This is a genomic window from Thalassococcus arenae, from assembly GCF_019104745.1.
Taxonomy (GTDB): domain Bacteria; phylum Pseudomonadota; class Alphaproteobacteria; order Rhodobacterales; family Rhodobacteraceae; genus Thalassococcus_B; species Thalassococcus_B arenae.
In genome coordinates, this window is sequence record NZ_JAHRWL010000001.1 from 811,517 (window position 1) to 826,151 (window position 14,635).

General features: G+C 67.0%; 14 protein-coding genes. 5 read left to right on the forward strand and 9 right to left on the reverse strand.

Annotation, left to right across the window (positions count from 1 at the left end):
* Positions 1–88 precede the first annotated feature (88 nt).
* From KUH32_RS04055 to KUH32_RS04085, 7 genes are all read right to left on the reverse strand, one after another.
* Positions 89–946, reverse strand: coding sequence for a DMT family transporter (locus KUH32_RS04055; protein WP_217776782.1), 858 nt, complete (start codon positions 944–946; stop codon positions 89–91).
* 241 nt (positions 947–1,187) lie between these two features.
* Positions 1,188–1,673, reverse strand: a complete 486-nt coding sequence (gene bfr / locus KUH32_RS04060) for a bacterioferritin (protein WP_217776783.1) — start codon at positions 1,671–1,673, stop codon at positions 1,188–1,190.
* Positions 1,670–1,915 carry a (2Fe-2S)-binding protein gene (locus KUH32_RS04065; RefSeq protein ID WP_217776784.1) on the reverse strand — a complete coding sequence of 82 codons (246 nt, stop codon included), beginning with the start codon at positions 1,913–1,915 and terminating at the stop codon, positions 1,670–1,672. Before KUH32_RS04065 ends, bfr begins: the two co-directional genes overlap by 4 nt.
* Before the next feature lie 154 nt (positions 1,916–2,069).
* Entirely contained in the window at positions 2,070–3,473 is a 1,404-nt protein-coding gene (locus tag KUH32_RS04070) for a tannase/feruloyl esterase family alpha/beta hydrolase (protein ID WP_348541081.1), read from the reverse strand.
* 75 nt (positions 3,474–3,548) lie between these two features.
* Positions 3,549–4,313, reverse strand: coding sequence for an SdiA-regulated/phytase-like domain-containing protein (locus KUH32_RS04075; protein ID WP_217776785.1), 765 nt, complete (start codon positions 4,311–4,313; stop codon positions 3,549–3,551).
* Between the two features lie 97 nt (positions 4,314–4,410).
* Complete coding sequence (gene amt, locus KUH32_RS04080; RefSeq protein ID WP_217776786.1) at positions 4,411–5,718, reverse strand: ammonium transporter; 1,308 nt, start codon at positions 5,716–5,718, stop codon at positions 4,411–4,413.
* Between the two features lie 27 nt (positions 5,719–5,745).
* Entirely contained in the window at positions 5,746–6,084 is a 339-nt protein-coding gene (locus tag KUH32_RS04085; protein ID WP_217776787.1) for a P-II family nitrogen regulator, read from the reverse strand.
* Between the two features lie 250 nt (positions 6,085–6,334).
* On the opposite strand from KUH32_RS04085, the gene KUH32_RS04090 reads away from it, so the two are divergent.
* A complete protein-coding gene (locus KUH32_RS04090) occupies positions 6,335–8,545 on the forward strand; it encodes a transglycosylase domain-containing protein (RefSeq protein WP_217776788.1) in 2,211 nt (736 codons plus the stop codon).
* Positions 8,546–8,693: 148 nt separating this feature from the next.
* Here the strand turns inward: KUH32_RS04090 and KUH32_RS04095 are convergent, their stop codons facing one another.
* Positions 8,694–9,296 (reverse strand): MlaC/ttg2D family ABC transporter substrate-binding protein, encoded by a 603-nt coding sequence (locus KUH32_RS04095; RefSeq protein ID WP_254898977.1) that lies wholly within the window; start codon positions 9,294–9,296, stop codon positions 8,694–8,696.
* Positions 9,296–10,048, reverse strand: coding sequence for an MlaA family lipoprotein (locus tag KUH32_RS04100; RefSeq protein ID WP_217776789.1), 753 nt, complete (start codon positions 10,046–10,048; stop codon positions 9,296–9,298). Before KUH32_RS04100 ends, KUH32_RS04095 begins: the two co-directional genes overlap by 1 nt.
* 184 nt (positions 10,049–10,232) lie before the next feature.
* Between KUH32_RS04100 and KUH32_RS04105 the strand changes: the two genes are divergently transcribed.
* The 4 genes from KUH32_RS04105 (at position 10,233) to KUH32_RS04120 (ending at position 14,629) form a co-directional block, all read left to right on the forward strand.
* Positions 10,233–11,966: a type I secretion system permease/ATPase gene (locus tag KUH32_RS04105; RefSeq protein ID WP_217776790.1), complete on the forward strand. Its 1,734-nt coding sequence runs from the start codon at positions 10,233–10,235 to the stop codon at positions 11,964–11,966.
* Positions 11,963–13,270 (forward strand): HlyD family type I secretion periplasmic adaptor subunit, encoded by a 1,308-nt coding sequence (locus KUH32_RS04110; protein WP_217776791.1) that lies wholly within the window; start codon positions 11,963–11,965, stop codon positions 13,268–13,270. Before KUH32_RS04105 ends, KUH32_RS04110 begins: the two co-directional genes overlap by 4 nt.
* 139 nt (positions 13,271–13,409) lie before the next feature.
* Complete coding sequence (locus KUH32_RS04115) at positions 13,410–13,874, forward strand: RidA family protein (protein WP_217776792.1); 465 nt, start codon at positions 13,410–13,412, stop codon at positions 13,872–13,874.
* Entirely contained in the window at positions 13,874–14,629 is a 756-nt protein-coding gene (locus tag KUH32_RS04120; protein WP_217776793.1) for a glycerophosphodiester phosphodiesterase family protein, read from the forward strand. Before KUH32_RS04115 ends, KUH32_RS04120 begins: the two co-directional genes overlap by 1 nt.
* Positions 14,630–14,635: the final 6 nt, after the last annotated feature.

Below are 14,635 nucleotides of genomic sequence, written 5' to 3' on the forward strand. Positions count from 1 at the left end.
CCTGCGGCCTTGATTCCGCGCTGCCCTTGATCGAACAAACCTCCGCTCCCGCCAAAACAGACCCGGTCTGCCGACCCACCACCCGCACCTACCCCGTCACCAGCAGCATCATCCCCGCCAGGATCAGCGCGCCCCAGCCAAGCCGGCGGCGCAGGTCGCCTTCGCCCAGCAGCAGGCTGCCGGCCAGGATCGACAGCAGCACCGAGACCTCGCGCAGCGGCGCCACATAGGCCACCGGCGTGAAGGTCAGCGCGTACAGAACCAGGATGTAGGCCAGCGCGTTCAGCACCGCGATGGCCAGCACCGCGCGTTTGTGGTCGCGCCAGAACCGTTGCACCTCGGACCAGCGCTGCCGCGCCACCGGTGCAAGGATCACGGCACGCCCGATGCCCGACGCATAGTCCATCAGCAGCGGTGGCACGGCCAGCGTCGCCACCGCATAGGCATCCCAGGCGGTGTAGCTGCCGATCAGCAGGCCGGTGCCGATGCCGAAGGCCAACGACCGCCCGGCCCGTTTCGCGCCGGGCCTTATGCCGCCGGTCAGCATCAGCACGCCGCCGACGATGATCCCCGCGCCCAGCAGCATCTGGGCCGACACGACCTCGCCCAGCAGCCATACCGCCAGCGCGGTCGACAGGATCGGCCCGGTGGCGCGCGCGGTGGGATAGACCAGCGACAGGTCGCCGTGGCGATAACCGGTCTGCAACATTAGGAAATAGCCCAGATGCAGCACCGCCGTGCCGACCAGGAACAGCACCTGCATCGGGCCGAACAGACCCGGCGATGTGGCGACGATCCAGACCGCCAGCGGCGCATAGATCGCCACCTGCCAGGCCGAGAACAACCAGATCAGTTCCGGCCCGCCGTGCAGGCGCTTGACGAGGAAATTCCAGGTGGCATGGCAGAAGGCCGCAGCCAGAACGAGGGCGAAACCGGCGAGGGTCATGGGTGGTCCTTTCGATGGTCCAGACGTGTGTCATCACGCCCTGTCCATCCCCTCTGGTCTTTTCGTCCTCGGGTGTCCGCCTGGCTGGCTCTCGGCGGCGCTTGGTCCGGCCTGCGGATCGCAGCGGAACCCTAGCCGCACATGGATAGGCTGGGGTCACGATTTCCGATCCATGTTGATTTTGCAAACAAAAAAGGGCGCCACCTTGGGTGACGCCCATCGGGATCCGATCTGGCCGAGGCTATTCCGCTTCGTCCGCGGGCTTGGCCTGCAACAGGCCATAACGTTCCTCGCCCAGCTTGTTGTGCAGCGCGATCTGGGTTTCGAGAAAGTCGATATGGCCTTCCTCGTCGGCGATCAGCTCCTCGAACAGGTTCTTGCTGACGTAGTCGCCGACCTTGTCGCAATGATCGCGTGCCTCGATATACAGCGTGCGGGCGTCGTGTTCGCCGGCCAGGTCGGCCTCCATGCTTTCCTTGAGCGTCTGGCCGATGCGCAGCGGGTCCAGCTTTTGCAGGTTCGGGTGGCCTTCCAGAAAGATGATCCGCGCGATCAGCTTGTCGGCATGGTGCATCTCCTCGATGCTTTCGGCGCGCGACTTGTCGGCGATGCGGCCAAAGCCCCAGTCTTCCTGCAGGCGGTAATGCAGCCAGTATTGGCTGACGGCGGTCAGTTCACTGCGCAACGCAGCGTTGAGGTATTCGATGACCTTGGGGTCGCCCTTCATTGCGTATCTCCGATCCTTTTCTGGCTGCGAAGGCTCCGCAATGCCGCGGGAACGCCAAACGCATCGCTGGTTTCCATGGTGGCGAGGAAATGCGGCATGCATCCGCCGCAATCCGGCCGCTTGCCCAAGGCACGATAGACCTTGCCCGGCGTGATGATCGTGTCGGGGTCCGCTGCGCGCATCCAGCCGATAGCGGCCTTGATGTCGCGGTCGGTGATCTGGGTGCAATGGCAAACGATCATCTGGGGGGCCTCCGACGGAAATCAATTTCCCGAGCATTTCACTCGGGAAACCGTAGTCGCGCCGTGGTCGCGCGTCAAATCCTGATCGTTTCACTCGGCCAATCTGTCGCAGCGCGCCACCCGTCGGGTCGCGGCGGCGCGCTGCGGAGCGTCTCTACTGTCCGGCCAGGATGGATGTCGGCGCGGTGCCGTCGTTCAGCCAGGCTTCGAGCGGCGTCATCGGGTCGAGCGCGGCCGCGTTGATGCCGCCCGGTCCCGGCAGGATGCCGCAATGGTCCAGCCCCGGCACCATGAACAGTGCGACGTTTTCCTTCAGCGCGTCCTCACCACCCGCGGCCGCCGACGCCTTTTCGTACCAGTCCACGGTCTTGTAAGGCGTCACGATGGCGTCGGCCCAGCCATGCCAGACGATCATCTTGCCGCCGGCCTCGCGGAAAGCCGTCAGGTCGGGATTGTCCGAGTTGTAGAACCCGGCAGAGGTCGACATGCGGGCCGGGTCGGTTTCGAAATCGAAATCCATCGGGGTCCAGGCCGGTCCCGGATCGGTGTCGAAGGCCATGTAACGGCCGAAATCGCCCGCAAAGGCGTTGACCAGCTTGCCGCCGCCCTCTGCATTCCCGGTCAGCCACAGCCACCAGAACGGCTCGGAGCCTTCGGGGATGCCACCGGGATAGAGCTGGTCGCCCGCGGCATTGCGCGGGCCTTCGCGCCATTTCATCAGTGTGTCCATCTGCTGGTTCGACAGGCCCAGGGCGCTGTAGTCGACTTCGCAGGCGCGGGGATCGGCAATCGCGCCGTCCTCGGCGCCATCCGCCGCGTCGCACTGGGCCAGAACCGCCTCGCCGATGCGTGCGGCCTCGTCGGGGCCAAGAACCTGGCTGCCGTCGGGCGCGGTGTTGGCCTGGATCAGCCAGGACATCTTGGTGCCCACCAGCCCGGTGTAGTCCAGCGCCGGTGCGCCCGAAATGATGCCGTCGAACATCTCGGGGTAACGCTGCGCGGCCATGTGTGCCATGCGCCCGCCGGTGGAACAGCCCTGAAAGATCGCCTGTTCGGACGCGCCGCCATAGAACGCGCCGATCATCGCCTGCGCGACGCGATGCGTTTCGCCGATCGACCGCCATCCCCAGTCGCGTTCGGCATGAGGGTTGCCCAAGGCCCAGCCGCCATCGGTGACGCCCAGCGCGTGGTGACCGCTATCCGAAGTGGCGGTGGCATAGCCGCGCTCCAGCCCCGGGCGCATGGCGTTGACCCAGCCGCCACTGGCATCGGCCCGGCCCAGAACACCGCAGAACCCGCCGCAGCCGGACTGGTAATACTTGCCGTTCCAGGCCTCCATCGGCAGACGCACCTCGATGGACACGGCCGGGCGCGCGGTGGCGCGCACCTCGCAATAGGCGGGCAGGGTGTCGGCGGCGGCGACCACCCGGGCCGAGGTGACGGCGGCGGCGTCGATCACCACGTCGCGCAAGGCGGTGCATTGGTCTGCGGTCTGTTGCGCAAGGGCCGGGCCGGCCAGCCCGGCAAGGGCCGCCGCAAGAAACAGGCGATGTGTCACGATACTCTCCCTGAAATTGATTTTGTGCGGGAACGGTCGCGCGAAACATCGGCGCGGTAAAGCCTGATAGCGCTGTCAGAACATCATGCAATCGGCACCGGGCGGCAACGGCTCGGCGCCTTCGGGCAGCGTGGGGGTGTAGTCGAACGACACGATCCGTGCACCCATGTCGAAGGCGATGAACAGCTGGCCCGACCCGGGGCGGATGGCGATGCCCTCGGGGTCCATGCCGTAGGCGATCAGCGGCTCGGTGGCCAGCAATTCGCCGTCAGCGGTAAACTCGTAAAGGCTGTTGGTGCCCTCCCAATCGTCGACGATCAGCAGGTGCCCGGTACGCGGGTCGCGGGCGATGCCCTGCGCCTCGGTCAGCGGGGGGGTCAGCGTCTTGGTGTCGATGCGGCGGATCAACTGGCCGTCCGGCGTCAGCCAGCTCAGCCATTCGGGGTCGTCCTCGACGGTGATGAGACTGCCATCGGCATCCACGGCGATGCCTTCGGTGTCGGCCCAACCGGTGTCGGCGCGGAACGGCCCGCCGCGCGGGCGGCCATCCTTGGCGAGGCGCTGGAAGGCCCCGAAACCGTCGGCGACCAGCAATCCGTCGCCTTCGACCGTGACCGCCTTGATCCGACGCAGATCCGACCCGAAGCGGCGCAATTCGTCGCCTTCGAGCGTGACCAGAACGACCTCCGGCCCCTCGTTGGCGATCCACAGGCCGCAGAAGGTGGGATCGTAGTCCAGGCTGGCGGGGCGGTCGAGATCGTAGGCCCCGGTCCGGACGAGGTTCAGCGCGGCGGCGGGTGGCGCGGCCAGAAGCAGGGCAAGGGCAAGAACGGGGCGCATGGCGAAAGGTTAGGGCTTTGCCCGCCATCGGCCAAAGAAAAAACCCGGGCGCGAACGCCCGGGTCCAGTGTGCCAAACCCAACAGGGAGGAGTCGGTTCAGCCTTTCGAGAATTCGGGATAGGCCTCCATGCCCAGTTCCGACATGTCGAGCCCGTTGATCTCGGCCTCTTCGTCGACCCGGATACCCATGACCGCCTTGAGGATGATCCAGACCACCAGCGAGGTGATGAACACAAAGGCGCCGATGGCGATGATGCCCATGATCTGCGCACCCCAGTTGCCGGTGTAGAAGGCCACCGCCAGCGTGCCCCAGATGCCCGCGATCAGGTGCACCGGGATGGCGCCGACCACGTCGTCGATCTTGAGCTTGTCCAGCATCGGCACGGTCAGGACCACGATCACGCCACCCACGCCACCGGTCAGCAGCGCGCCGAACAGCGACGGGGCCAGCGGTTCCGCGGTGATCGACACCAGACCCGCCAGCGCGCCGTTCAGCGTCATGGTGAGGTCGGGCTTGCCATACATCACCTGGGTCAGCAGCAGCGCCGCAACGGCACCGGCAGCGGCAGCCATATTGGTGTTGGCGAAGATGCGGCTGACGTCGGTCACGTCGCCCACGGTGCCCATCGCCAGCTGCGAGCCGCCGTTGAAGCCGAACCAGCCCAGCCACAGGATGAACGTGCCCAGCGTCGCCAGGGCCAGGTTCGAACCCGGCATCGGCACGGTCTTGCCGTCCTTGTACTTGCCGATCCGCGGACCCAGCACGATGGCCCCGGCCAGCGCGGCGAAACCACCGGCGGCATGCACCAGCGTCGAGCCGGCGAAGTCGGAGAAGCCGGCTTCGGACAGCCAGCCGCCGCCCCACTGCCACGACGCTTCGATCGGGTAGATGAAGCCCGTCAACACGACCACGAAGATCAGGAAGGGCCACAGCTTGATCCGTTCGGCCAGAGTGCCCGACACGATCGACGCCGTGGTGGCGCAGAACATCAGCTGAAAGAAGAAGTCCGACCCGGCCGACGCGTAGTCAAGCGCGGCGTCCTCGGCCGCCAGACCGACCGGTTCCAGCGAGGTCACGGCAAAGAACGGGCCCAGCCAGCCTTCGATCAGCCAATCCGCCGGGTACATGATGCCGAAGCCGACCAGCCAGTACATGATGGCCGCGATGGAAAACAGCGCGATGTTCTTGGTCAGCTGCATGGTGACGTTCTTGGACCGCACCAGGCCCGCTTCGAGCATGGCGAAACCGGCCGCCATCCAGAACACCAGAAAGCCACCCACGAGGAACAGCAATGTGGTGAAGATATAGGGATTGATGTCAGGGGCCGCGGCCTCCTGGGCCATCCCCAGCGACGGCGCCGCGGCAAGCAGAGCGGCCGGCGCGAGTGTCTTGATCAGTTTCATATCCGTTTCCCTTGTCCTTGTCGCGCTTCAGAGGGCGTCTGCATCGGTTTCGCCGGTGCGCACCCGCACGGCTTGCTGCACGTCGAGAACGAAGATCTTGCCGTCGCCGATCTTGCCGGTCTGGGCGGTCTTCATGATGGTCTCGACGACCTGGTCGGCCATGCTGGCCGCAACCACGATTTCCAGCTTGATCTTGGGCACGAAGTTCACCGCGTATTCCGCGCCGCGGTAGATTTCGGTGTGGCCGGACTGCGATCCGAAGCCCTTGATTTCGGTCACCATCATGCCGCGCACCCCGATCCCGGTCAGCGCTTCGCGCACTTCCTCGAGCTTGAACGGCTTGATCGTTGCAATGATCAGTTTCACCTTGGTCCCTTTCGTTTGGCAGGCTCGGACCTGCTCCATGCGGTGCAGAAAGAGGCCAAGAGACCGCGGTGGGAAGAAATCGCCCCGGATTCCGCGTCAATTCGGCTTGTTTTCGATGAAATTTTGTGCGGCCTGTCTCGACTGCCCAACAAAACGGCAAAAAATGAATCTCGGGAGCGCCGAACAGAGGTCTACATCGCCGGCGGATACCGCTATGGTCGGCGCAGAGCAGAATGCCGGGCTTGAGGATATGAGCACTTCCAATCGCGGGCGTTCGCGCCTGGTTGCGGATCGACGCTACAAGAAACCGACCGCCGCCAAGACCACCGGAAAACCGTCCAGGCCGCGCCGCAAGAAGGCGCCGCGCAAGACGCGTGGTCCGCTGGGCTGGGTGCTGTCGCTGCTGTTGTGGCCGTTCCGCCTGTTGTTCCGGCTGGCGCTCTACGGCACGGCCGTGGCGACGTTGGTGGTGGCGGCTGCGGTGTTCTATGTCTACGGCACCCTGCCCGACTACTCCGCCCTTCTGGACGGCCGCGCCCGCGGCTCCATCACGCTGCTGGACCGGCACGGCGACATCTTTGCCCGCCGCGGCGACCAGTTCGGCGGCGCGGTCACCACCGAAACCGTGTCACCGCACCTGTCCAACGCCATCGTCGCGACCGAAGACAAGCGGTTCTGGTGGCATGCAGGGATCAGCCCGCGCGGCATCGCCAGCGCCATCCGGATCAACCTGCGCGAAGGCCGCGGACCGCTGTCGGGGCACGGCGGCTCGACCATCACGCAGCAGACCGCGAAACTGCTGTGCCTGGGGGTCGAATACGACCCCGCTCAATGGGACAGCGAGGCCGCCTATATTTCCGATTGCCGCCGCGGGTCTCTGGCCCGCAAGGGCCGCGAGGCGATTTTCGCCTTGGCGATGGAGGCCAAGTATTCCAAGGCCGAAATCCTGTCGATCTACCTCAACCGCGCCTATATGGGTGGCGGCGCCTATGGCGCCGAAGCCGCGGCACAGCGCTATTTCGCGGTCTCCGCGGCCGAGCTGAACCCGGCGCAATCGGCGATGATCGCGGGCCTGCTGACCGCGCCGTCTTCGCTGGCGCCCACCTCGAACCTCGCCCGCAGCCAGGACCGCGCCGCGACGGTCCTGCGCCTGATGAACGAACAGGGCTATCTGACCGACGACGAAGCGACCTACTGGCAGCAGAACCCCGCCACGCTGTCGACGCGCAACTCCAACCCCGATGGCGGCTATTTCGCCGATTGGGTGATCCGTGCCATCGCCCGGGCCGAGGACGCCGCCGACGGCGATGCCGGCGACAACCGGTCGAGCTTCGACAACGACATCCTGCGCGCGCTCGAGGAAGCCAGCCGCGACCAGGTGCTGCAGACCACGCTCGATCCCGCGATCCAGCGCGCCGCGGCCGAAGCGGTGGACCAGGTGTTCTCGACCCGCATCCGCGAGGGGTCCAAGGCCGAGGTCGCGGTGGTGGTGATGTCCGCCGACGGCGCGGTGCGGGCGATGGTGGGCGGCCGCGACACCGATGCCTCGGGCGTGTTCAACCGCGCCACCCAGGCCAAGCGCCAGACCGGATCGGCCTTCAAGCCCTTCGTCTACGCCACCGCGCTGGAATTGGGCTATGGCCCGCTCGACACGGTGGTGGACGAACCGTTCTGCATGACCATCCCCGGCTCGGGCCGCTGGTGCCCGGAAAACTACACCTCCGACTACAAGGGCCGCGTCAGCCTGACCGATGCGCTCAAGGACAGCCTGAACATCCCGGCGGTCAAGATTTCAGAGTCCGTCGGCCGCGACCTGGTGCACCGGGTCTCGGCGGATTTCGGGATCGCCAGCGACCTGGCCGACACCCCGGCGCTGGCGCTCGGCGCCTCGGAATCGACGCTGCTGGAAATGACCGGCGCCTATGCCGGCATCCTCAATGGCGGCAGTTCGGTCACCCCCTACGGCGTGGTCGGCCAAGACGGGTCGGGCATCGGCGAACGGGTCATCAGCCCGCAGGCCGCGGGCGAACTGATCTGGATGATGCAGCAGGTCATCGAGCGCGGCACCGGCCGTCGCGCCGCGCTGCCCGACCGCGAGGCCGCGGGCAAGACCGGCACCAGCCAGGAAGCCAAGGACGCCTGGTTCATCGGCTTCACCGCCGATTACGTGGCCGGCGTCTGGATGGGCTATGACGACAACACACCGCTGACCGGCGTCACCGGCGGCGGCCTGCCGGCGGAAATCTGGCGCGAGGTCATGACCCGCGTCCATGCCGACCTGCCGGCCCGCCCGCTGCCCGCCATCGCGCCCGCCCGCGCCGCCCCGGCGCCCGCGCCGCAACCTGCGCCGCAAGCCCAGACCGGCCAGAACCGGCAAGAGCGTCCGCAGCGCGAAAGACCCCGCGACCCGGTGCAATCGCTGCTGGAGCAGGTCCTGCGCGAAATCATCGGCGGCAACTGACCGGCCTTCTTCTCTTTCGAAAATACGCCGTCCCGGCCCGGCCCCGCCGTGCCACGCCGTCTTGCGCGTCGCACCGCCACGGGCGCGCAAGGTCGCGCGGCGGCGCGACCCGAGGGATCCTGCGCGCGTCAGCGCACCTTCTGGCAGGTCATCCCGCGCGCGCCAGGTCGGCGATCATCGCGTCGAGATCGCCACGCCGCCGGTCGAGCATGGACCCGATCTCGGTCCGCTCGGTCAGCAGCATGTTCACGCCTTCGATATACATGTTGAAGAACTTGCCGGATTTCTGACCGACGAAGAACAGGATCTCGAACGGCGCCTCGCCGCGCAGATAGGCCGTGGTCGAAACCTCGAACGCGTTGCGCGACGGTTTCGCGCCGTTCACCTCGATCCGGCCACCGATGAATTCGCGGAACCGCTTGCCGTATTTGCGCGAGATATAGCTGGTGAAGGCGGCGGTGAACGCCTTTTTCTGCGATGCCGAGGCACGGCGTCCGTCGACACCCAGGGCGTAGGCGGCGATCGTCGGCAGATCGGCGTAGCGCTGGAAAATGCCCTCGAAATCGCGGATCATCGCCGCCTCGGACCTGCCCGAGCCGATGACGCGGTTGATCTCGCCCACCAGCTTGTCGACCAGACCCTGCGCCTGCCCGGCGGTCACCGCCAGGGCCGGTCGCGGCAGCGCCGCGCTCAGAATCAGGGCCGTGCTTCCCGCCAGAAAAGCCCGTCGGCCGCCCATCGAATAACGCATCAGAATCCCTCTGTGTCCAAGGCTTCGGGGTCAATATAGGCATCGGCCCCGGCGCTTTCATCGCCCAATTCGAACCGCCGGTTCTGCAGGTAGATCAGGCGCAGCTGGGCATAGCTGTCGGCGCTGTCGTAGAGCAGCGAATCCACCGTGTCCGAGAACTGCCCGCGCTCGCCGACCCGGTCGACGATCCGCGCCGCGGTGGTCCAGCGGCGGCTTTCCGGAGACAGGATGGCGCGCAGCGGGTTGGTGGCGAAATCCACCGCCATGCCCACCGCGTCGCGTTCGGTCGACGGACCCAGCAACGGCAGTTCCAGATAGGCGCCCTCCGGCAGCCCCCAGACATGCAGGGTTTCGCCGAAATCGCTGTCGTCGCGCGGCAGGCCCAGATCGCCCGCCACGTCCGCCAGTCCGCCGAAACCCAGCGTGGCGTTGATGGTGAACCGCAGCGTGTTGCGGGTGGCGTCGCCCAGCCGGCCCTGCAAAACCTGGTTCAGCACCGTTTGCGGCAGAGACGCGGTGTCGGCGAAATTCGACACGTTCCGCATCACGCCTTCGGGCACCGCGTCGGTCAACCCGGTGCCGGCGCCGCGGAACAGCCTTTCGTCGACCGAACGGTTGAAGGCGTGGACGCGGCGGTTGGCCGCCTCGTTCGGATCCCAGATCCCGTCCGGCGCCTGTCCCGGTCCCGGCGTCGAACATCCGGACGCGAGGGCGGCGCAACACAGCGCGATCGTCGCAAGGCGCAGTCTCATGCCCCAGTTTCCCTCTTAATTCGCTTTGGAAAACCGCAATGATTCCCTAAAAGGCTTCTTAGTTTCATATATGCGAACACCCAACGGAGGCAGCCGGTTTCAACGACGTTGTGGCACTATGGCGACATAGCCAGCCTGCCACATCAAGGCGACCGGGACAAAAGCAGCGCGAGGATTTCCGCCGATGACGCAACAGACTTGGGAAACCGGGCGGGCCGAGCTGCGTGCCGTGCGACGGCAAAGCCGTCCGTATTACTGGTTCGTGGCCCTTTTCAGCCTGTTCGTGAACTTGCTGATGCTGACCGGCCCGCTTTACATGCTGCAGGTCTATGACCGTGTTCTGGGCTCGCGGTCCGAGGCGACGCTGATCGCGCTCAGCGTGCTGGTGGTGTTTCTCTACGGAATGATGGGCCTGCTGGACTTCGTCCGCGGCCGCGTGATGAACCGCGTCGCCGCGCGGTTCCAGGCGGCACTGGACCTGCGGGTTTTCGACGCGGTGCTGCGCCGCTCGGCGGTCAAGAACGACGAAGTGGCCCAGACCGGCCTGCGCGATCTGGAATCGGTGCAGCGGATGATGTCCTCGCCGGTGCTGATGGCGTTTTTCGACATTCCCTGGACCCCGGTCTTTCTGATCGCCATCGCGATCTTCCATCCCTGGCTGGGCTACCTGGCGCTGGCGGGGGGGCTGGTGCTGATCGTCATCACCATCGCCAACCAGATGGTCACCCGCAATCCCACGCTGAAATCCAACCAGATGATGATGGAGGCCGAGCGCCGCGCCGACCAGATCCGTGGCGAGGCCGAGATGGTGCAGGCCCTGGGAATGCGCGGCGCCGCGTTCCGGCGCTGGTTCCAGGCACGCGGCGAGTCGCTCCGGGGCCAGATCGGCAGCACCGATCTGACCGGCGGCTTCACCACGCTGACCAAGACTTTCCGGCTTTTGCTGCAATCGGCGATGCTGGGGCTGGGCGCCTACCTGGTGCTGCAGAACGAACTCACGCCGGGCGCGATGATCGCCGGGTCGATCCTGATGGGCCGGGCGCTGGCGCCGATCGAACTGGCGATCGGGCAATGGGCGCTGGTCGAACGGGCGCGCAAGGGCTGGACCAACCTGGCGCAGCTGCTGACCGAACTGCCACCCGAAACGCCGCGCACCGCATTGCCGCGACCGCAGGCGCGCATCGACGTCACGCAACTGACGATGGTGCCGCCCGGGGAACAGCAGGCGGCGCTGCGGCTTGTCTCGTTCACGATCATGCCCGGCCAGGCCATCGGCGTGATCGGTCCGTCCGGCGCCGGGAAATCGACGCTGGCGCGGGCCCTGACCGGTGTCTGGCGTCCCGCCGGGGGCAAGATCACGCTGGACGGTGCGTCGCTGGATCAATACCGGCCCGACGTGCTGGGCCAGCTGATCGGATACCTGCCGCAACGGGTGGCCCTGTTCGACGGCACCATCGCCGAAAACATCGCCCGCCTGGCCGACGATCCCGATCCCGAAAAGATCGTCGAAGCGGCGCGTCGGGCCGATGCGCACGAGATGATCCTCAAGCTGCCGCAGGGCTACGACACCCGCGTCACCGCGGCCGGCGGGCGGCTGTCGGGCGGGCAGATCCAGCGGATCGGCCTGGCCCGCGCGCTGTTCGGCGATCCGGTGGTGCTGGTGCTGGACGAACCCAACTCGAACCTCGACAACGACGGCTCGAACGCGGTGAACCGCGCGATCCGCGCCTTCAAGGCGGACGGCAAATCGGTTCTGATCATGGCGCATCGCCCTGCGGCGATCCAGGAATGCGACCAGCTTCTGGTGCTCGAGAACGGTGCGCGCGTCGCCTTCGGGCCCAAGGACGAGGTGCTCAGGGCCATGGTCCAGAACCACCAGGAAATCCAGCAGAGCGCCGGGCCCGGAGGTGTGCGATGACATCCGAAACCCCTGCCTTCCCGCTGCGCGGCCCGATGATCCTGGGGCTGCTCGCGCTGGCCGTCCTGCTTGGCGGCTTCGGCACGTGGGCCGCGACCACCAACATCTCGGGCGCGATCATCGCGTCGGGCTCGATCGAGGTCGACCAGAACCGCCAGGTGGTGCAGCACCCCGATGGCGGCGTCGTGGCCGAAATCCTGGTCGACGAAGGCGACCACGTGCAGACCGGTGCGCCGCTGGTTCGGCTCGATCCGACGCTGCTGCGGTCGGAACTGGCGATCGTCGAGGGGCAGTATTTCGAGCTGGCGGCGCGGCGGGCGCGGCTGGTGGCCGAGCGCGACGGGTCGGACGAAATCCGGTTCGACCCTTCGCTGCTGGAACGGGCCGCGTCGGACGACGAAATCGCCGACCTGGTCGAAGGCCAGCGCAACCTGTTCGCCGCGCGCGGCGATTCCGTGGCCCGCGAGACCGAGCAGCTGGCCAAACGCCGCGACCAGATCGCCGACCAGGTGCGCGGGATCGTCGCGCAGCAGGCCGCCCTGGGCGAGATGCTGCTGTTGATCGAACGCGAACTGGCGGACCAGCAGGCGCTTCTGGACAAGGGTCTGGCCCAAGCCAGCCGCGTGCTGTCGCTGCAGCGCGAACAGGCGCGCCTGGCCGGCAATGTCGGCGAACTGACGGCGCAGAAGGCCCAGGCCGAGGGCCGGATGACCGAGATCGATATCGAGATCCTCAAGCTGCAGACCCGCCGCCGCGAAGAGGCGATCACCACTTTGCGCGACCTGCAGTTCCGCGAACGCGAATACGCCGAGCAGCGCCGCGCGATCCAGGAGCGGTTGTCCCGGATGGAAATCACCGCGCCGGTGTCCGGCGTCGTCCACGGCCTGACCGTGTTCACCCCGCGGGCGGTGATCCGCGCCGCCGAACCGGTGCTGTTCCTGGTGCCGCAGGACCGGCCTCTGGTCATCGCCGCGCAGGTCGAGCCGATCCATATCGACCAGCTGTTCGTCGACCAGGAGGTGTCGTTGCGGTTTTCGTCTCTGGACCAGCGGCAGACCCCGGAACTGGTGGGGCGCGTGGTTCAGATCTCGGCCGATGCCTTCGAGGACGAAAGCTCGCGCGTCCGCTATTACCGCGCCGAGATCGTGTTGAGCGAAGGCGAGATCGACCGCCTGCCGCCCGGCGCGACGCTGATCCCCGGCATGCCGGTCGAAGCCTTCATCCGCACCGAGGACCGCACGCCGCTGGCCTATCTGGTCAAACCGTTCACCGATTATTTTGCCAAGGCATTCCGCGAAAGCTGAGCGGCGGTTGTGGGGGGCTCTGCCCCCGTCGCGGCCAGCCGCGACTCCCCCGGGATATTTTTGAACCAGAGAAGCGGGGGACGGCTTTTCCTGTTGCGCGCGGCGGTCTAGCCTCGGCGCCGAACCGAAGGAGACCACCATGAAGAACACCGTCGAAACCCGCCTGGCCGAACTGGGCATCACCCTGCCCGACGCCCCTGCGCCCGCGGCCAATTACGTGCCCTACGTGCGGTCGGGCGACCTGCTGTTCGTCTCGGGCCAGGTCAGCATGAAGGACGGCGGTTTCGTCACCGGCCGGCTGGGCGCCGAGCTGAGCGTCGAGCAGGGCGCGGCGGCGGCGCGGCTGTGCGCGCTGAGCCTGCTGGCCCAAGTGCGCGCCGCCTGCGAGGGCGACCTGTCGCGGCTCAAACGCGTGGTCAAGCTGACCGGCTTCGTCAATTCCACGCCGGATTTCACCGATCAGCCCAAGGTCATCAACGGTGCTTCGGATACGCTGGTCGAGATCCTCGGCGAGGCCGGGCGGCATTCGCGTTCGGCGGTTTCCGCGGGCGCGCTGCCCTTCAACGTCGCGGTCGAGATCGAAGGCATCTTCGAGGTCTTCTGATGCCTGCCCTGCCCCCGGCTTTCCTGGACCGCCCGATCGCGCACCGGGCCTTGCACGATCTGGCCGCGGGCCGGCCCGAGAATTCGCGCGCGGCGATCCGCGCGGCGGTCGCGGCGAACTACGGGATCGAGATCGACCTGCAATTGTCCTCCGACGGCGAGGCGATGGTCTTTCACGATTACAGCCTTGACCGGATGACCGGCGAGACCGGTGCGGTGCGGCAGCGCACCGCGCAGGCCCTGGGCGCGATCCCGCTGACCGGCGGGGACGAGGGCATCCCGACTTTCGCCGAGGTGCTGGACCTGGTCGGCGGCGCGGTGCCGCTGCTGGTGGAGCTGAAGGACCAGGACGGCGCGATGGGACCGTCCGTGGGCCCGTTGGAACAGGCGGTGGCGCGGGCGCTGGCGGGCCATGCCGGGCCGGTGGCACTGATGTCGTTCAACCCGCATTCCGTTGCGGTTCTGGCCGATCTGCTGCCCCAGACCCCGCGCGGGTTGACCACCGACGCCTTCACGGCCGAAGGCTGGCCGACCCTGCCCGCCGCCACCCGCGACCGGCTGCGCGGCATCCCGGATTTCGATCGGGTCGGCGCGGCCTTCATCAGCCATGACCGCAAGAACCTGTCCGCGGCGCCGGTGGCGGCGCTCAAGGCGCGCGGCGTGCCGGTGCTGTGCTGGACCGTCCGATCGCCCGAACAGGAGGCAGAGGCCCGCAAGATCGCCGACAACGTGACCTTCGAGGGCTACGTTGCTTGATCCCGC

Coding starts and splice junctions, on each gene's coding strand:
- bfr (WP_217776783.1), bottom strand. CDS start 1,673: ATGAAGGGCGACCCCAAGGTCATCGAATACCTCAACGCTGCGTTGCGC.
- KUH32_RS04075 (WP_217776785.1), bottom strand. CDS start 4,313: ATGCGCCCCGTTCTTGCCCTTGCCCTGCTTCTGGCCGCGCCACCCGCC.
- KUH32_RS04120 (WP_217776793.1), top strand. CDS start 13,874: ATGCCTGCCCTGCCCCCGGCTTTCCTGGACCGCCCGATCGCGCACCGG.
- KUH32_RS04065 (WP_217776784.1), bottom strand. CDS start 1,915: ATGATCGTTTGCCATTGCACCCAGATCACCGACCGCGACATCAAGGCC.
- KUH32_RS04115 (WP_217776792.1), top strand. CDS start 13,410: ATGAAGAACACCGTCGAAACCCGCCTGGCCGAACTGGGCATCACCCTG.
- KUH32_RS04095 (WP_254898977.1), bottom strand. CDS start 9,296: ATGCGTTATTCGATGGGCGGCCGACGGGCTTTTCTGGCGGGAAGCACG.
- KUH32_RS04055 (WP_217776782.1), bottom strand. CDS start 946: ATGACCCTCGCCGGTTTCGCCCTCGTTCTGGCTGCGGCCTTCTGCCAT.
- amt (WP_217776786.1), bottom strand. CDS start 5,718: ATGAAACTGATCAAGACACTCGCGCCGGCCGCTCTGCTTGCCGCGGCG.
- KUH32_RS04105 (WP_217776790.1), top strand. CDS start 10,233: ATGACGCAACAGACTTGGGAAACCGGGCGGGCCGAGCTGCGTGCCGTG.
- KUH32_RS04110 (WP_217776791.1), top strand. CDS start 11,963: ATGACATCCGAAACCCCTGCCTTCCCGCTGCGCGGCCCGATGATCCTG.
- KUH32_RS04090 (WP_217776788.1), top strand. CDS start 6,335: ATGAGCACTTCCAATCGCGGGCGTTCGCGCCTGGTTGCGGATCGACGC.
- KUH32_RS04100 (WP_217776789.1), bottom strand. CDS start 10,048: ATGAGACTGCGCCTTGCGACGATCGCGCTGTGTTGCGCCGCCCTCGCG.